We start from the raw sequence: 17442 nt of genomic DNA, 5'->3' as shown, positions 1-17442 counted from the left end.
CTGCTGGTCAACGCGGCGCTGAACGTGATCTTGGTAGCTCATAGTGAAATTTCTCCTCGTGGCTGCGTCCATCTGTGTAAGGCTTGGGCCCGTTCGGGAGGCGGTCGGGGAGGTCGCCACCGGACTGGACCGCCCGTCGCGCACAAGCCTGGACGGGCCCGTTGTTAGGGGAGGACGACGTCATGGCTGGAACCGACCCGAAGCTCGTCGCGGAGATCGACGCGATCGAGGACGACCTGGTCGCCGGGACCACCGACCTGGTGGTGCCCGAGGCCGGCTCCGGCGGCGGTGGCGCGCTGCCCGTGCCCACCGGTGGCCCCTACAAGCCCGGCGGCGAACCGCTGCCGACGCCCAACGGCGGCCCCTACAAGCCCGGGAGCGAGCCGGCGGCCGCCGTCTGACGATCGCCCGGTGACGCGCGGCGGTGCCGCCGACCCCGAGTCGGCGGCACCCCCGCACCGGCTGTGATCTGATATGACCGTGCCTGCGCCGAAACCCGCTCGGGCCGTCGCCCTCGCCCGGGAACTGCGCGACAGCGCACTCGACGCCGCGACCGCCGACCGGCACCCCGCCGCCATCCGGCAGATGCGGCGCGGCCTGGAACTGCTGGAGACCCCCGGCGTCGACCCCCAGGAACGCCACGAGGTCCGCATCCGGCTCCTCAGCCTCCTCGCCTTCTGCCTCGGCGAGACCGGCAACGTCGAGGACGGCCTCACCCAGTTCGCCGCCGTCGACCGCGAACTCGCGGAGCTGCGCGACGACGTGCTGCGCGCCCGCCTCGCCACCACCGCGAACCTCAACCGGTCCGCCCTGCTGTGCCGGGTGGGCCGCATCGACGAGGGCATCGCCAGCCTCGACGTCGTGGTCGACCTGCTCGACGCGGCGATCCGGCGCGCACCCGACCCCGACGCGGTCAACCTCCTCGCCCTCGCCCTGTCCAACCGCGGCAACGCCCACGGCGAGGTCCACCACCACGACCGGGCCGTCCGCGACCTCGACCGCGTCGTCGCCCTCGCCGAGGCCCACGACCTGCCGCTGCGCGCGGCCATCGCCAAGCACGCGCTCGGCAACACCGTGCAGCGCGCCGGCGACATCCCCGCCGCCCTCCGGTACTACCACGAGGCCAACCGGGCGTTCCAGGAACTCGAACCCGGCCTGCTGCTGCGCCTGCGCATCGACCAGGCCGAGGCCATGATCAGCGTCGGCCTCGCCGACGAGGCCGGCCGGCTCCTCGACGAGGTGCTGCCCGAGCTGCGCCGCCAGCGCACCGGCCAGGACGTCGCCGAAGCCGAGCTGTTCCGCGCCGCCGCCGCCCTCCAGGACGGCGACCTCCTGCTCGCCAAGCGCACGGCCGGTTCCGCGCAGCGCAAGCTCGCCCGCCGGGGCAGCCCCGCGTGGGCCGCCGTCGCCGGCCTCATCGCCCTGCGCGTCGACGCCCAGCGCCTCCTCGGCGCCCGCCCCCTCGCCACCCGCCCCCTCGCCGCCCGCCCCCGCGACGCGGCCGGCACCCCGCCCCGCCCCGGGGCCGCCGTCGTGGCCCGCGCCGAGGCGCTGTCCGCCGAACTCGCCGACCTCAAGCTCCCCGACCAGGCCGCGTTCGCCCTCGTCCTCGCCGCCCGCCTGGAGATCCGCCGCGCCAACCCCGACCGCGCCGCCGACCTGCTGCGCCGCGTCCCCAAGGCCCGCCGCCCCGCCCCCATCGACCACCGCATGGTGCTGCGGCTCTGCCGCGCCGAACTCGCCCTCGCCCGCGGCAACCACCGCGTCGCCCTCGCCCAGGCCAAGGCCGGCCTCGCCGAACTCGGCCGCGTGCGCGACCGCCTCGGCGGCCTCGAACTCGTCTCCGGCACCGCCGTCCACGGCCGCGAACTGGGCGAACTCGCCATCGGGCTGGTGCTGCGCGGCCGCGACCCGGCCGCCAACGCCAAGCGCCTGTTCACCTGGCTCGAACGCACCCGCGCCCAGCTCTACCGCTACGACCCCGCCGAGTCCACCGTGGACAGCGAACTCGGCGAGCGGATCACCGAGGTCCGCAGGCTCAGCCGCGTCCTGCTCCGCGCCCGCCTCGACGGCCTGCCCACCGCCGAACTGGAGACCCGCCTCCGGACGAGCCAGCGCGCCGCCTCCCGCCTCGGCTGGAGCGCCGCCCACCCCTGGGGCACGCCCCGCCCCGTCGTCACCCCCGACGAGGTCCTCGCCCGCCTCGCCGGCCGCGCCCTCGTCAGCTACGCCGTCAGCGGCGACGAACTCCTCGCCGTCGTCCTCGTCGACGACCGCGTCCGCATGGTGCGCCTCGGCTCCGCCGCCGCCGCCACCGAAGGCGCCCGCCGCCTCCACGCCGACCTCAACGCCCTCGCCCCCGACCACCTGGCACCACCCCTGCTGGACGTCATCGCCGCCTCCGCGCGCCGCGAGGCCGACAAGCTCGACCAGCTCCTCCTGCGCCCCCTCGCGGCCCTCCTCGGCGACCGCGAACTCGTCGTCGTGCCCACCGGCGCCCTCTACGTCGTCCCCTGGGGCGTCCTCCCGACCTGCGCGAACCGGCCCACCACCGCCGTGCCGTCCGCCACCGCCTGGGTGTCCGCCACCCGCGAGGACCGCCCCGCCGCCGACGGCGTCCTGCTCGTCAGCGGCCCCGGCCTGCAAGCCGCCCAGGGCGAGATCGACAACCTCGCCGGCTACCACGGCGACGCCACCGTCCTCGGCGTCGCCGACGCCCGCGTCACCGCCGTCCTCGACGCCCTCGACGGCGTCCACCTCGCCCACATCGCCGCCCACGGCGAGCACGAACCCGAGAACGCCCTGTTCTCCCGCCTCGAACTCGTCGACGGCGCCCTGTTCGCCCACGAGGTCGGCCGCGTCCGCCACCCACCGCACCGCGTCGTCCTCGCCGCGTGCGAACTCGCCCTCAACCGCGTCCGCCCCGGCGACGAACCCCTCGGCTTCGCCGGCGCCCTCCTCGCCGGCGGCACCCGCACCGTCATCGCCGCCTCCAGCCGCGTCGGCGACCACCCCTCGGCCGCCGCCATGGCCGACTTCCACCGCCACCTCGCCGCCGGCGCCCGACCCGCCGTGGCCCTCGCCGACGCCGTCGCCGTCGACCCGCTGCGCAGGCCGTTCGTCTGCCTCGGGTCCGGCTGACCACCACCCGGCGGCCCCGGCTCCCCCCGGTCGACCGGTTGACCCGGGACCGGCCCGCCCACTAGTCAGGAGGGAGCGAACCCCTCCCGGGTTCCCCGGTGATCGGAGGGTGACCGGTGCGCTCGACCCTGCTCGCCGCACTGCTGCTGACCGCACTGCTGCCGACCACGCTGCTCACACCCGCGACCGCCGCCCCGGCCACCGGAACCGGGCGCGAACCCGGCAACGGCCCCGAGCGCAACCAGGTCGCCGCCACCGACGCGCCGCTCACCGCGACCACCGCGCGCGGCGACAACTGGCCCGACGCCAACCCCGGCTACCCGCGCCGCACCCAGCTCCGCGCCTACCCCGAGGACCCCACCGACAAGGCCCTCAAGCTCGGCCTCGCCCCCTACCACTCCCTCGCGCCCCGCCTCAACGACCTCCAGCGCCGCAGCGACCGGGTCTCCGTCGAGGTCGTCGGCCAGTCCACCGCGGGCCGCGACCTCTACCTCGTCACCCTCACCGCGCCCGAGACCCCCGCCGAGACCCGCCGCCAGGACGCGTGGCGCGAGAAGATCGAGAACGACCCCGTCGCCGCCCGCCGCGACATCTTCCTGCGCACCGCCTACAAGGCGCCCGTCTGGGTCAACGCCAACATCCACGGCGACGAGTGGGAGGGCACCGACGGCGCCCTGCGCGTCATCGAGGACCTCGCGCTCACCCCGTCCGCGTCGACGTTCCTGCGCCGCCACCGCGTCTACTTCACCCTCAGCGCCAACCCCGACGGCCGCGTCACCGGCACCCGCGCCAACGGCGCCGGCTTCGACCTCAACCGCGACTTCGTCACCAACTCCCAACCCGAGTCCCGCGCCCTGCGCGACGTCGTCGAGCGCGTCCAACCGCTGCTCGTGCTCGACCAGCACGGCTACGTGGCCAACACCCTCATCGAACCCACCACCCCGCCGCACGGCCAGAACTACGACTTCGACCTCTACGTCGAGCACGGCTACGCCGGCGGGCTGCGCATGGAGAAGGCCGTGCAGGCCCTCGGCCACCCCGAGGCCGCCCGACCCGAGATCCCGTTCCGCGACTACCAACCCGGCGAGTGGGACGGGTGGGCGCCCATCTACACCGCCCAGTACTCGATGTACCACGGCGCGGTGTCCTACACGATCGAGGTCCCGATGCGGGTCAACCGGGGCGACTACCAGACCCTGCCCGAGGCGGAGCTGCGCCGGCGTTCCGCGATCAACACCGACGTCGTCGAGGCCACCGTCCGCAGCGCCCTCGGCTACGTGCGCGACAACCGCCTGCCCATGCTCGACAACCAGGTCGAGGTGTTCCGGCGCGGCCTGGCCGGCGAACCGCAGCGCACCGTGCCCGACGGCGTCGTCCCCGGCTTCGGGCCCGAGGACCGCTACACCACCACGTTCCCGCGCGCCTACGTCATCCCGGTCGGGGACGGCCAGCGCTCCGGCGCCGCCGCGGCCCGGCTCGTCGACCACCTCGTCGCGCACGACGTCCGGGTGACGCGCGCCGACCGCCCGTTCACCCTCGCCGGCCGCACCCACCCCGCCGGGTCGTACGTGGTCGACATGCACCAGCCCAAGCGGGCGCTGGCCAACGTGCTGCTGGAGGCGGGCAGCGACATCTCCGACCGGGTCGACGTCATGTACGACATCAGCGGCTGGAGCCACGGCCTGCTGTGGGGAGCCACCGTCGACGCCGTGCCCACCGGTCGCCTCGACGTGCGCGGCCGACCCGTGGCCGCCGCGTCGCCCACCGGCTCGGTCGACGCGGCCCCCGGGCGGGACCTGTCCCTGGTCCCGCGCGACGGCAGGGACGCGGCGGCGGTCAACGACCTGCTGGCGCGGGGCGTGGCGCTGCGCCGCGCCGACGACGGCACCGTCGTCGCCCCCGCCTCCGCCCGCGCGGCGGTCACCGAGGTCTCGGACCGCCACGGTGCCCGCTTCACCGCCGCGGGCACCGCGCCGACCCGCCCCCTGGTCCGCCCGGTGGTGGCCGGCGCGGTGGCGGCCGACGAGCTGAAGGCGTTGCGCGACATGGGTTTCGAGGTCAGGCCGGTGTCGACGGCGGCGCTGAACGCCGGGTTCGACCTGACCGGGGTGAACGTCCTGTTCGTCTCGTCGGGGTTGCGCCACGACCAGCTGACCCCCGCCGCGCGTGCCGCCGTGGACGCCTTCCTGGCGCGCGGCGGGGTGGTGACGAGGGGTGCGACCGGGGCGAGGTTCGCGACGGACACGTCCCTGCTCCCCGTCCGTGCGGTGGCGGGCAGGGAGGACGCCAACGGCGTGGTGTCGGTCGTGGACGGAGCGGGCGTCAAGGACCACTCGTTCGTGTACGCCCCCCACTGGTTCGCGGACCTGGGCGAGGGGGTGCGGGCGCTCCAGCGCTACGAGGACGTGGTCGCGGGCCACTGGGCGAGCCGCCCCGACGGCACCGGCGGCCAAGCGGAGGCGGCGGGCCAGGCGGCCGTGGTGGCGGGCCGGTCCCCGCGAGGTGCCGAAGCGGTGCTGTTCGGCACGGAACCACTCTTCCGAGACCACCCGAAGGGGTTGTACTGGCAGGTAGCGGACGCGCTCTACCGAACGGCACACTGAACACCGGGTGCACCAAGGCCGCCGGGGGGAGGGGGTGCTCGTCCCCCACACCCCGGCGGCCCCCGTCATCTCCGCTGGTGACAGCCCCGATGGCTACACGATCGGGTGATCGATGTACGTAAACGCCGGTCCCGGACATCGGTTGAAGACCAAGCGGACGCGATCAACGCCCACCACACGACCCGAGGAGCCCCCGCAGCCGACCGACGACCAACGCCCCGAACACCCGGCCCACGACGCCCCGAGCCCACCCTGCCCGCGACGCGCCGAGCGCAGCCGCGACCCGCGACCCGCGACCCGCGACCCGCGACCCGCGACCCGCCGAGCGCACCCCGGCTGCGCGACGTGCCGAGCGCACCCCAGCCTCGCGATGTGCCGGGTGCAGCCCGGTCCCGTGACGCGCCGAGCGCACCTCGGCCCCGTGACGCACCGGGTGCAGCCCAGCCCCGCGATGCGTTGGGTGCACTCGGGGGTCTCGCGAGGTCCCGAGTGCACCCAGCCCTGCGATGCGCCTACCTCACCCGAGCCCTTCGAGGTGCGCGGCCCGTGACCGTTCGACCTCGACGGCCAAGGACACGACGTCCTCGGCCACCCCGGCCGACCGCTCGGCCGAGGCGACCGCGGCGGACTCCTCCAACTGCGCCCGCAACACCCGCCGCCCGACCTCGCCGCCCGACACCGCGGCCAGTTCGTCGGCGGGCACCATCCCGGGCATGTCGTGCCCCTCGTGCTGCCGGCTGTCCACGGCACCCGCGCCCGCGAGGATCTCCCGGGCCCGCGCCAACTCGCGCCGGTAGTCGCTCGCCACCGCGTCCCACTCGTCGCCCATCGCCCCGACGAGGGCCAACGCCGACTCGTCCTGCGCGATGAGCAGCTCCAGCCAGGCCACGTCGGTGGGCGACAACCCGCCGTTCGCCGCCGTCGTCGGCGCGGCTGCGGGGGACGAGGCCGCCGCCGGGGCCGCCTCGCCGCCCGCGGGGCCGCTGCCGCACGCCGCGCACAGCGCCGCCGCGGCGACGGCGACGGCCAGCGCGAGGCCGCGCCTGCCGCGCGGGGTGGCCGGACCGCGAGGGGTGCGGGAGAAGTGCAGGTCAGGACAGGTGTGGGGGGTGGGGGTCATGGGCGGCCGTTCGGGCCGCACTTGACGATCACGTTGATGCAGTCGCGGACGCGCTGGGCCAGCTCCGCCTCCGGCCACGCGTTGAAGAAGTCGCCGTGCATGGTGAAGCCCGCGCCGGAGGCCAGCCTGATGCGCGACGGGTCGCCGCTGACCGGGTAGCGCAGCACCTGGCGCAGCTTCGGGACCGGCACGGGGTGGGTCGCCGGGCACCCGCCGTCGACCGGGTACGACATGTGGCTCTTGTGGTCCGGCGCGTCCAGGTCCTTGCCGTTCCAGCACTGCGGGAAGTCCAGGTAGGACTCCAGCATCGTGCCCGCCGGGCAGTTGACGAAGTCCTTCGACGAACCCACGTGCCCGGCGTGCAGGCACGACCACCGGGAGAGCGTGGTGGCGTCCGGCGCGGTGGCCCTCGCGTTGCCGGCGACGACCCGCAGGCCCAGCGGGAACGGCTGGATGCGCGCCGTCACCTCGGGCTTCACGCCCTCACCCAGGTAGTAGAACGTGGTACCGGTCGGCTCGACCGGCTGACCGTCCACGTACAGCGTCGGCACCCAGTAGGACGACACGTCCACCGAGGGCGAGCAGGTGCTCCGCGCGGCGGACAAGGAGTTCACGTCCGAGTGAGCGTCGGTCGACTCGTTGCCGAAGAAGCTGTGCATGTGCGACGCGCCCGACAGCTTGGGGAACACGATCGGGTCGTCCGGCAGGCGGTGCGTGAACGGGCACTCGGCCACGAACTCCGCCACCCGCACCGCGTTCGGGGGGATGGTCGCGGACGTGGTCGGGCCGGCCGACGTGGTGCCGGGGGCGGTCGTGGTAGGAGCGGTGGTGGTGGGGACGGCCGTGGTGGAGGAGGTCGTGGCGCTGGGGGACGACGTGGTGGGGACGCCGGTCGTCGCACTTGCGGGTGGTGTCGTGGTGGTCGGGCCCGCCGTGCCGAAGACCTGGAACTCCCACAGGGAGACGCCGTACTGGGTCGACCGCTTGGTGGCGTGCACGCGCACGTAACGCCCGGTCGCGGTGACGTCGTGGCTTTCGGTACCCCCGGGTGAATTCGCCACCCGGTCGAACGTCGTCCACGTCAGGCCGTCGGACGATGACTGCAACTGGTAGTCGAGCGCGTGGGCACGTTCCCACGCAAGTGTGACCTTGCTGATCGACGCGGTCGAGCCGAGGTCCACCTGGAGCCACTGCGGGTCGCGGAACGCGCTCGACCAGCGGGTGCCCGGGTCACCGTCCACGGCCTTCGCCGCGCCGAACGCGGCGGCCTCGGTGGACGACGACGTCGCCTGCCGGCCCTGCGAGAGCAGCGGCTGCGCGGGCGGGGCGGTGGCGGCGAACGTCGAGGTCACGTACACCGCCGCCGAACCGGTCACGGCCAGCGCGGTCAACGCGGCCAGGGTCCGCCGACGCCCCCTGGTGCGCGGGACGCCGTGGCGGCGGCGCCCGGAAGACGGCGTCTCGGGAACGGGAAGTGATGACATGGTCCCTCTCAGGGGTGTGTCCGCAGGGTCGGCACCGAACCGGGTGCCGACCAGGAGATGCCACCGCCGTGAGGGGATAACGGGAAAGTCGCGAAGACAGGGGTGGGGAACCGGCGCGGGCCCCCGGGACGTCAGTCCCTGCTGCCGCCGGCCGTGTCCGGGCGCAGGATGATCACCACGCGGTCGTCGCTGGACACCGGGGTGCCGCCGGCCGCCTTGTTCACCGTGCCCGCCAGCGCCGTCCGGTCGTCCAGCGCCACCATCGGACCCAGGCGGCCGAAGCCGTCCTCGCCCTCCAGCATCGGCTCCGGCTTGCCGGTGAAGCCGCCGTCGGGGTTCATCGGCAGCGTGAGCGTCCCCGGCGTCGCGGACGTCGCCACCCACACCATGTCGGACATCGACGCGCACCCCGCCACGCCCGGCCGCTCCGGCCATGACCACGCCGCGTCGCCCAGCGCCTTGCCCGCCTCGACCCGGTACAGCAGGTCGGCGGACGCGCCCGCGTCGGTCACCCACGTCTTCGACCCGTCGCCGGCCACGCACAGCCCGCCCGGCGACCGCAGCCCGGACGCCAGCACGCGCGACCCGGCGGTGGGGTTGCCCGGCGCGGGTTGGCCGGAGCCGTCGATCCGCAGCACCTTCCCGGCCAGCGACGCCGGGTCGGCCGCCGACGCCGGGTTGCCCGCGTCGCCGGTCGCCACGAGCAGCGCGCCGGTGCGGTCGTGGGCCAGCACGCCCCGGTTGCCGGACGGTCCCCTGGGGATGCCGGTCAGCACGGGCTTGGGCACGTCACCGGGCGCGATCCGCATCACCCGGTTGTCGGTGGCGGTCGTCACGTACACGTAGACGAGCTGGTCCTCCGCGTAGGTGGGCGACAGGGCCAGCCCGGTCAGCCCGCCGTCGGTGGAGGCGTCCACCTCGAAGCGGGCCAGCTCGACGGGGTCCACGTCCTTCGTCACGCGCACGAGCCGCCCGGTGGCGCGCTCGGTCGCCAGCGCCGTCACCGCGCCCGTGGCCGGGTTCACGTCGGTCAGCGCGACCCCGGACACCGGGTCGAGGCAGGTGCCGACGACGGCCGGGTTGAAGTCCTTGCAGCCCTGCGGCGGTGGCACGGGGGCCTGCGACTGGCCGGGCTGCTGCCCCTGGGGCGCCTTGGGCAGCTCGCCGGGCAGCTCGGGCACCGGCCCGGCCTGCGGCGTCAGCTGCTGGGCCGCGCTCCACCCCGCCGGTCCCGGCTGCTCGGGGAAGCTCGCGCAGCCCGCGACCAGCAGGCCGAGGGCCGACCCGATCACCACTCCACGCAGTCGCGACACGCCACCCAGGTTAGGCGCGCGGCCGTGAACGCGGGGTGAGCGGCCCGTCGACGTCGTCGCGCAGCACCCGCTCCACGGCGGACACCCGGTCGAGCAGCAGCTCCAGCTCGTCGAGCACCACGCGCGGGTCCTCCAGCGGCAGGAAGTGGGTGTTGGGCAGCACGCGCACCCTGGCCTGCGGCAGCGCGGCGACCGGGTCGACCACGCCGGCCGGGTGCGCCAGCACGTCGTACCGCCCGGCGAGCACGGTGGTGGGGCACGTCACGCCGGCCAGGTCGAGCGGGGGCGTGCGGCCGAGGGCCAGGGCCAGCGTGAAGTACCACCGCCAGTCGTGCCGCAGGAACCGGCGCAGCGTCGCGACCAGCGGGTGCGGCAGGTTCGGCACGGGCAGCCGGTGCAGCACGCCGTCCAGCAGCGGCCCGGCGGCGCGCAACGCGCTCGCGACGGCCACGCCGAGGACCCGCCGCACCTCCGGGGGCACGCCGGGCACGCCGAGGACGCCCGCGAAGGCGTCACCGGGCGAGCCCGCGACGAGCATCAGCCCGCTGACCCGCGACGGGTGCCGCAGGGCCAGTTCGGCGGCCACGGTCACGCCCATCGACCAGCCCATCACCACGCACCGCTCGACCCCGCCGTCGTCGAGGACGGCCAGCGCGTCGGCCACGTGGTCGGCCAGCTCGACGCGGGCCGGGTCGGCGGGCCGGTCGGACCCCAGCGTGCCCCGGTGGTACCAGCTGTGCACGCGCGCGGACGGCAGCTCCGGCCAGCCGTCGGGCACCGCGCCGAGACCGGGGGACAGGAGCACGTCCGGGCCGTCCCCGCCGGTGCGCCACAGCCTGATCCGCGTGCCGTCCCCGCTGAGGACGTCGTGCTCCCGCATGGCGGCCAGTGTGCCGCACCGGGCCCTGCCGTAACGTTCGACGCCGTGAGCGTCATCGTGCTGGTCCCCGATGAAGTCGGTGTTCGCGCGCTGTCCGGGGTGGAGGGTGTCCGCCCGGTCCGCTACGAGGCGGGGCGACCGCTGCCCGCCGAGGCCGCCGAGGCCGAGGTGATCGTGCCGCGCTTCCTGCAGAGCACCGACCCGCGCGAGGTGTTCGCGCAGCTGCCCGCGCTGAAGTACGTGCAGCTGATGTCGGCGGGCGCGGAGCGGTTCGTCGGCGCGGTGCCGGACGGCGTGCTGCTGTCCACGTGCCGGGGCGCGCACGGCGGCAGCACGGCCGAGTGGGCGATCGGCGCGCTGCTCGCGGTCTACCGCGACTTCCCGGTGTTCGAGCGGGCCCGGGCCGAGCGCCGCTGGGACTACCGCGTGACGGACACGTTGCAGGGCAAGAAGGTGCTCGTGGTCGGCGCGGGCGACCTGGGCGAGCAGTTCCGGCGGCGGCTGGAGCCGTTCGACGCGACCGCCACGATGGTCGCCCGCACGGCGCGGCCCGGCGTGCACGGCGTGGACGAGCTGCCGGAGCTGCTGGGCGACTTCGACGCGGTGCTGGTCGTGGTGCCGCTGACCGGGGCGACCACCGGCCTGGTGGACGCGGCGTTCCTGGCCCGGATGAAGGACGGGGCGGTGCTGCTGAACGCGGCGCGCGGCCCGGTGGTCGACACGGGCGCGCTGCTCGCGGAGCTGGAGTCGGGGCGGCTGCGGGCGGCGCTGGACGTCACCGAACCCGAGCCGCTGCCCGCCGACCACCCGCTGTGGACGGCCCCCGGGCTGTTCCTCACCCCCCACGTGGCGGGCAGCTGCACGGGTCACGCCGAGCGCGCGTACGCGGTGGTGGCGGCCGAGGTGGCCCGCTACGCCCGCGGGGAGCTGCCGGTCAACCTCGTGACGGGCGACTACTAGGCCGTTCGGGTGTGCGGGGAGGGCTGGACGGACGCTCGCGGTCGTCGTCCGAACCTCCTAACGTGCGGGTGCGTGGCTACTCACGACGACCGCTCGAGGGCTTCGGGCGGCTACTCCGACGACGGGTTCTACTCGACGAGCGGCACGGGCGGCGGCGGGGTGCACCACTTCGACGACGACGGCACCACGGCGTTCGGCGCGCAGGCGTACGACCGGGACACGCAGAGCTTCGACTCCACCGGGTACGCGCCGGTCTCCACGCTCGACGACGAGCCGTCGTCGCACTACGAGGACGAGGACGACGAGCGCAGGCCGTTCGGCTGGAGCGCCGGTCCCGACCTCGGCCTGCTCGTGCTGCGCCTGGCGCTGGGCGGCGCGTTCGTCGTGCACGGGTTGCAGAAGGTGTTCGGCCTGTTCGGCGGGCCGGGCATCGACGGGTTCGCGAACTACCTCCAGGCGGCGGGCTTCCGCGAGCCGCGCATCCTGGCGTGGGTCACCGGCGTCACCGAGCTGGCGGGCGGCGGCCTGCTGGTCCTGGGCCTGTTCACGCCGCTGGCGGCGGCCGGTGTGCTGGGCGTGATGGCGAACGTCGTCGCGCTCAAGTACCGGGCCGGGTTCCTGGCGCCGGACGGCGTGGAGCTGGAGGTCGCGTACGCGGCGATGGCGTTCGGCCTGCTGTTCGCCGGGCCGGGCCGGGCGGCGCTCGACTACAACCGGGGCTGGTTCCGCCACGCGCTCCTGGCCGGGTTCATCTGCCTGGTGCCGGCGGTGGGCGCGACGGCCGCGACCCTCTACGTGTTCCGCTGACGGGTGTTCCACCGACGGCCCGGTGCACGTCGACGAAACGCCCTGACGTGCGAAAACCGGCCGCCCCACGCGGGACGGCCGGTCCTCGGCACGTGCTACCTGTTCACGTCCCGCACCGCGCCGGTGGACGCGTCGGTCGCCATCCGCGCGTAGGCGCGCAGCGCCGAGGTCACCGGGCGCACCCGGTCCACCGGCTGCCACGGCCGCTCGGACGCCTCCATCTTCGCGCGCCGCTCGGCCAGCACCTCGTCGTCCACCAGCAGCTCCAGCCGGCGCTCGTGCACGTCGATCAGGATGCGGTCGCCGTCCTGGACCAGGCCGATCGCGCCGCCGCCCGCCGCCTCCGGCGAGACGTGGCCGATCGAGAGCCCCGACGTGCCGCCGGAGAACCGGCCGTCGGTGATCAGCGCGCACTTCTTGCCCAGGCCCGCGCCCTTGAGGAACGCGGTCGGGTGCAGCATCTCCTGCATGCCCGGCCCGCCCGCGGGGCCCTCGTAGCGGACCACCAGCACGTCGCCCGCCTTGATCTCCTTCTTCAGGATGACCGAGACGGCCTCCTCCTGGGACTCGACGACGCGCGCCGGGCCCTCGAAGCGCCACAGGTCCTCGTCGACGCCCGCCGCCTTGATCACCGCGCCGCGCTCGGCCAGGTTGCCGTGCAGCACGGCCAGGCCGCCGTCCCTGGTGTAGGCGTGCTCGACGTCGCGGATGCAGCCGCCCGCCGCGTCCGTGTCGAGCTTCGACCAGCGGTTCGAGGTGGAGAACGCCTGCGTGGTGCGCACGCCGCCGGGCGCCGCGTGGAACAGCTCGACCGCCTTCTCGGACGGCGACTCGGCGCGGACGTCCCACGCCCCCAGCCAGGACGCCAGGTCCGGGCTGTGCACGGTGCGCACGTCCTCGTTGAGCAGCCCGGCCCGCCACAGCTCGCCCAGCAGGGCCGGGATGCCGCCGGCCCGGTGGACGTCCTCCATGTGGTAGTCCGAGTTCGGCGACACCTTCGCCAGGCACGGCACGCGGCGGCTGAGCGCGTCGATGTCGGCGAGCGTGAAGTCGACCTCGCCCTCCTGCGCGGCGGCGAGGACGTGCAGCACGGTGTTCGTGGAGCCGCCCATCGCCATGTCGAGCGCCATGGCGTTCTCGAACGCCTTGCGGTTCGCGATCGACCGCGGCAGCACCGACTCGTCGTCCTGCTCGTAGTACTGCTTGCACAGCTCCACGACCACGCGGCCGGCCTCGGCGAACAGCTCGCGGCGCGCGGCGTGCGTGGCCAGCGTCGAGCCGTTGCCGGGCAGCGAGAGGCCCAGCGCCTCGGTGAGGCAGTTCATCGAGTTCGCGGTGAACATGCCCGAGCAGGAGCCGCACGTCGGGCACGCCGACCGCTCGACCTCGGCCAACCCGGCGTCGTCCACGTCCGGGGACGCCGACGCGGAGATCGCGGTGATCAGGTCGGTGGGCGCGACGGCGACGCCGTCCACCACGACCGCCTTGCCCGCCTCCATCGGCCCGCCCGAGACGAACACCACGGGGATGTTGAGCCGCATCGCGGCGTTCAGCATGCCCGGGGTGATCTTGTCGCAGTTCGAGATGCACACGATCGCGTCGGCCTGGTGCGCGTTGACCATGTACTCGACCGAGTCGGCGATGATCTCGCGCGAGGGCAGCGAGTAGAGCATGCCGCTGTGGCCCATCGCGATGCCGTCGTCCACGGCGATGGTGTGGAACTCGCGCGCCACGCCGCCCGCCTCGCGGATCGCCTCGGCCACGATGTCGCCGAGGTCGCGCAGGTGCACGTGACCGGGCACGAACTGCGTGTAGGAGTTGGCGATCGCCACGATCGGCTTGCCGAAGTCCGAGTCGGTCATGCCGGTCGCCCGCCACAGCGAGCGGGCGCCCGCGGCGTTGCGGCCGTGGGTCGTGGTGCGGGAACGGAGCGGTGGCACGGCTCCTCCATGTCTGCGGTTCAGGTGCTGGTCGCGGGGGCGCGCGAAAGGCGCCGACGGCGCGGGGGTGGGGCGCCGGGGTGGTGGGAGCGGTGCCTAGAGGCTACTCCGCCGCAACGCGCCCGTGACCAGCACGGCCGCCAGCGCGAGCGTGATCACGTGCACGGCGGTGCACCACAGGCAGATCTTGCCGATCAGCAGGAACTCGGCGGCCACCAGGTAGACGACGAACAGCACGCCGACCGCGACCGACGCCAGGCGTGCCCAGTGCAGCGCCTCCACGCGCCACGCGAACGGCAGGCAGACGACGGTGAGGAACGCGAAGAACGCCAGGCCCAGCACCGCGACCGGGACGCCCAGCAGCTCGGACTGCTCGCTGGTGGTGACCGTGCCGCAGTCGACCACCTCGCCCTCGGCGCACAGCAGCGCGCCCGCGGTGTGGTGCGCGACGGTCAGGTAGGTCGAGACGGCCAGGCCCGCGAGGGACAGCACGAGGCTGACGACGGGCACCCGGCCGAGGGTCCGCGTGTTCGAACTCACCCGTCGGACTGTACGGAGGGCGGCGTTGCCTCCCGGTCAGGCGCGGCGGCGGCCGGGTCGGGACCACCCGAAGCGGCACCCCCCGGCGCGCTTGCCGGGTCCCCGGGGCCCGTGCTCGACGCCACCGCGGTCGGCTCGGGCGCCGTCGCCGGCCCCTCCTCCGCCGCGGCCGGGTTCGGCAGGCGACCGCCGCTGACCAGGGCCAGCGCGGGCAGGTGACCCGCCCGGACGGCGGGCAGCCGGACCAGCGAACCGTCGGTGAGCACCGCGCTCAGCCAGCCGCGCTCGACCACCTTGACGGCCTTGACCCCGGACCACGGCACGACCCGCTCGCCGAACGTGCTCCGGGCCACGATCCGCTCACCGTCCACCGTGGTCCGGTTGCGCACGACCCACACCGCGAACGCCGCCGGCAGCAGGTAGATCGCCTGGAGACCGGGCGCCGCCCAGGCGATCGGGGTGGCGCAGATCACCGTGAGCGCGGCGGCGAGCAGGGCGGGGGTGGGGATGCGGAACACGACCTTCGACACGCCACCGATGGTGCCACCGGTCGTCCGGGCGGGTGACCCCGGCCCGGGTCGACGCACGTGGGGGCGTCCACCATCCGGGAGTGCCGTCCCGCACAGTTGACGCTTCCCGCACTTGACGGTTAACGTCAGCGCCATGCAGCGCAACCTCGTTCTCGTACTTCCCAGGCGCGTCGACGCCTAGGCACTCGAGCTTGCGTCGACGCGCGACCCTCGTGCGACCCGTCTGGGTTGGCGAGGGTTTTTTCGTGCCCGGACCGTGCATTCTCCTTACCACGAGGCAGACAGATGACCAGCGCAACCTCGCGACCGGCTCCCGGTGAGCCGCCGTCGCCCCGCCCTGGACCGCGCCCGAAGCCGGCCCCGCCGAGCGGTGCCCCCATCCGCGTGACCGGTGCCCAGTCCCTCGTCCGCTCGCTCGAAGCGGTGGGCTGCGAGGTGGTCTTCGGCATCCCCGGCGGCACGATCCTGCCCGCGTACGACCCGCTGCTCGACTCCACCAAGGTGCGCCACATCCTGGTCCGCCACGAACAGGGCGCGGGCCACGCAGCCACCGGCTACGCCCAGGCCACCGGCCGGGTCGGCGTGTGCATGGCCACGTCCGGTCCCGGCGCCACGAACCTGGTCACCCCGCTCGCGGACGCCAACATGGACTCCGTCCCGGTGGTCGCCATCACCGGCCAGCAGTCCCGCCCGCTGATCGGCACCGACGCGTTCCAGGAAGCGGACATCTGCGGCATCACGATGCCGATCACCAAGCACAACTTCCTGGTCACCGATGCCGCGGACATCCCGCGCGCCGTGGCCGAGGCGTTCCACCTGGCCTCCACCGGCCGACCCGGCCCGGTCCTGGTGGACATCCCCAAGGACGTGCTCCAGGAGATGACGTCGTTCTCCTGGCCGCCGGAGCTGCGCCTGCCCGGCTACCGGCCGACGACCCGGCCGCACGGCAAGCAGGTGCGCGAGGCCGCGAAGCTGATCGCCGCGGCCCGCCGCCCGGTCCTGTACGCCGGCGGCGGCGTCATCAAGGCCGAGGCGTCGGCCGAGCTGCTGGAGCTGGCCGAGTCCACCGGCATCCCGGTGGTCACCACGCTGATGGCGCGCGGCGCGTTCCCCGACTCGCACCGGCAGCACCTGGGCATGCCCGGGATGCACGGCACGGTCGCCGCGGTCGCCGCGATGCAGAAGTCCGACCTGCTGATCGCCCTGGGCGCGCGGTTCGACGACCGGGTCACCGGTCAGCTGTCCACGTTCGCGCCGGACGCGCAGGTCGTGCACGCCGACATCGACCCGGCCGAGATCTCCAAGAACCGCCGCGCGGACGTCCCGATCGTCGGCGACTGCAAGGAGATCATCGCCGAGCTGATCGACGCGGTCCGCGCCGAGAAGGAGAACACCGCCCGGGTCGTCGACCTGACGCCCTGGTGGGAGACGCTGGACGAGGTCCGCCGCACGTTCCCGCTGGGCTACACCTGGCCGGACGACGGCACGCTGTCCCCGCAGTACGTCGTCGAGCGGATCGGCGCGCTGACCCCGGCGGGCACCGTGTTCACGGCCGGCGTCGGCCAGCACCAGATGTGGGCCGCGCAGTTCGTCAAGTACGAGTCGCCGCGCACCTGGATCAACTCCGGCGGCCTCGGCACGATGGGCTACGCCGTCCCGGCCGCGATGGGCGCGAAGGCGGGCGTGCCGGAGGTCCAGGTGTGGGCGATCGACGGCGACGGCTGCTTCCAGATGACCAACCAGGAGCTGGCCACCTGCGCCATCGAGGGCATCCCGATCAAGGTGGCCGTCATCAACAACGGCAACCTGGGCATGGTCCGCCAGTGGCAGACCCTGTTCTACGGCGAGCGCTACTCCAGCACCGACCTGGGCACGCACAAGCACCGCATCCCCGACTTCAAGCTGCTGGCCGAGGCCATGGGCTGCGCCGGGCTGCGCGCCGAGTCCCGCGAGGAGGTCGACGCGGTCATCGAGAAGGCCATGGAGATCAACGACCGCCCCGTCGTCATCGACTTCGTGGTCGGCAAGGACGCCCAGGTGTGGCCGATGGTCGCGGCGGGCACCGGCAACAGCGAGATCATGGCCGCGCGGGGCATCCGCCCCCTGTTCGACGAGGACGAGTGA

Annotated in this window: 13 protein-coding genes; 6 read left to right on the top strand and 7 right to left on the bottom strand. The window is 74.5% G+C overall.

Features of this window, described 5'->3' with window-relative positions; translation table 11 throughout:
• Positions 1-182: 182 nt before the first annotated feature.
• From ACRAKJ_RS35985 to ACRAKJ_RS35975, 3 genes are all read left to right on the top strand, one after another.
• Positions 183-401: a hypothetical protein gene (locus tag ACRAKJ_RS35985; RefSeq protein WP_438921822.1), complete on the top strand. Its 219-nt coding sequence runs from the start codon at positions 183-185 to the stop codon at positions 399-401.
• A gap of 79 nt (positions 402-480) precedes the next feature.
• Complete coding sequence (locus ACRAKJ_RS35980) at positions 481-3141, top strand: CHAT domain-containing protein (protein WP_438921823.1); 2661 nt, start codon at positions 481-483, stop codon at positions 3139-3141.
• 116 nt (positions 3142-3257) lie between these two features.
• Positions 3258-5744 (top strand): M14 family zinc carboxypeptidase, encoded by a 2487-nt coding sequence (locus ACRAKJ_RS35975; RefSeq protein ID WP_438921824.1) that lies wholly within the window; start codon positions 3258-3260, stop codon positions 5742-5744.
• Between the two features lie 517 nt (positions 5745-6261).
• Here ACRAKJ_RS35975 and ACRAKJ_RS35970 read toward each other — a convergent pair.
• The 4 genes from ACRAKJ_RS35970 to ACRAKJ_RS35955 all read right to left on the bottom strand — a co-directional run bounded on the left by ACRAKJ_RS35970 (position 6262) and on the right by ACRAKJ_RS35955 (position 10541).
• Complete coding sequence (locus ACRAKJ_RS35970; protein ID WP_438921825.1) at positions 6262-6864, bottom strand: hypothetical protein; 603 nt, start codon at positions 6862-6864, stop codon at positions 6262-6264.
• Positions 6861-8255, bottom strand: a complete 1395-nt coding sequence (locus ACRAKJ_RS35965) for a DUF1996 domain-containing protein (RefSeq protein WP_438921826.1) — start codon at positions 8253-8255, stop codon at positions 6861-6863. Before ACRAKJ_RS35965 ends, ACRAKJ_RS35970 begins: the two co-directional genes overlap by 4 nt.
• Before the next feature lie 224 nt (positions 8256-8479).
• Positions 8480-9661, bottom strand: coding sequence for a PQQ-dependent sugar dehydrogenase (locus tag ACRAKJ_RS35960; RefSeq protein WP_438921827.1), 1182 nt, complete (start codon positions 9659-9661; stop codon positions 8480-8482).
• Between the two features lie 10 nt (positions 9662-9671).
• Entirely contained in the window at positions 9672-10541 is an 870-nt protein-coding gene (locus ACRAKJ_RS35955) for an alpha/beta fold hydrolase (RefSeq protein ID WP_438921828.1), read from the bottom strand.
• A gap of 45 nt (positions 10542-10586) precedes the next feature.
• Between ACRAKJ_RS35955 and ACRAKJ_RS35950 the strand changes: the two genes are divergently transcribed.
• Positions 10587-11501, top strand: coding sequence for a 2-hydroxyacid dehydrogenase (locus ACRAKJ_RS35950; RefSeq protein WP_438921829.1), 915 nt, complete (start codon positions 10587-10589; stop codon positions 11499-11501).
• Positions 11502-11573: 72 nt separating this feature from the next.
• Positions 11574-12308 (top strand): DoxX family membrane protein, encoded by a 735-nt coding sequence (locus ACRAKJ_RS35945; RefSeq protein WP_438921830.1) that lies wholly within the window; start codon positions 11574-11576, stop codon positions 12306-12308.
• 95 nt (positions 12309-12403) lie between these two features.
• On the opposite strand, the gene ilvD is transcribed toward ACRAKJ_RS35945, so the two are convergent.
• The 3 genes from ilvD to ACRAKJ_RS35930 all read right to left on the bottom strand — a co-directional run bounded on the left by ilvD (position 12404) and on the right by ACRAKJ_RS35930 (position 15318).
• Positions 12404-14248 (bottom strand): dihydroxy-acid dehydratase, encoded by a 1845-nt coding sequence (ilvD, locus tag ACRAKJ_RS35940; protein ID WP_438921831.1) that lies wholly within the window; start codon positions 14246-14248, stop codon positions 12404-12406.
• Between the two features lie 96 nt (positions 14249-14344).
• Positions 14345-14788: a vitamin K epoxide reductase family protein gene (locus ACRAKJ_RS35935; RefSeq protein WP_438921832.1), complete on the bottom strand. Its 444-nt coding sequence runs from the start codon at positions 14786-14788 to the stop codon at positions 14345-14347.
• Positions 14785-15318, bottom strand: coding sequence for a PH domain-containing protein (locus ACRAKJ_RS35930; RefSeq protein WP_438921833.1), 534 nt, complete (start codon positions 15316-15318; stop codon positions 14785-14787). The genes ACRAKJ_RS35935 and ACRAKJ_RS35930 overlap by 4 nt, the downstream gene beginning before the upstream one ends.
• Before the next feature lie 285 nt (positions 15319-15603).
• On the opposite strand from ACRAKJ_RS35930, the gene ACRAKJ_RS35925 reads away from it, so the two are divergent.
• On the top strand, positions 15604-17442 hold the full coding sequence (locus ACRAKJ_RS35925) for an acetolactate synthase large subunit (RefSeq protein ID WP_438921834.1): 1839 nt from the start codon (positions 15604-15606) through the stop codon (positions 17440-17442).

Source organism: Saccharothrix sp. DSM 118769 (assembly GCF_052936295.1).
Note: the sequence above shows the minus strand (reverse complement) of the source record. Positions and strands in the feature narration are given on the sequence as shown.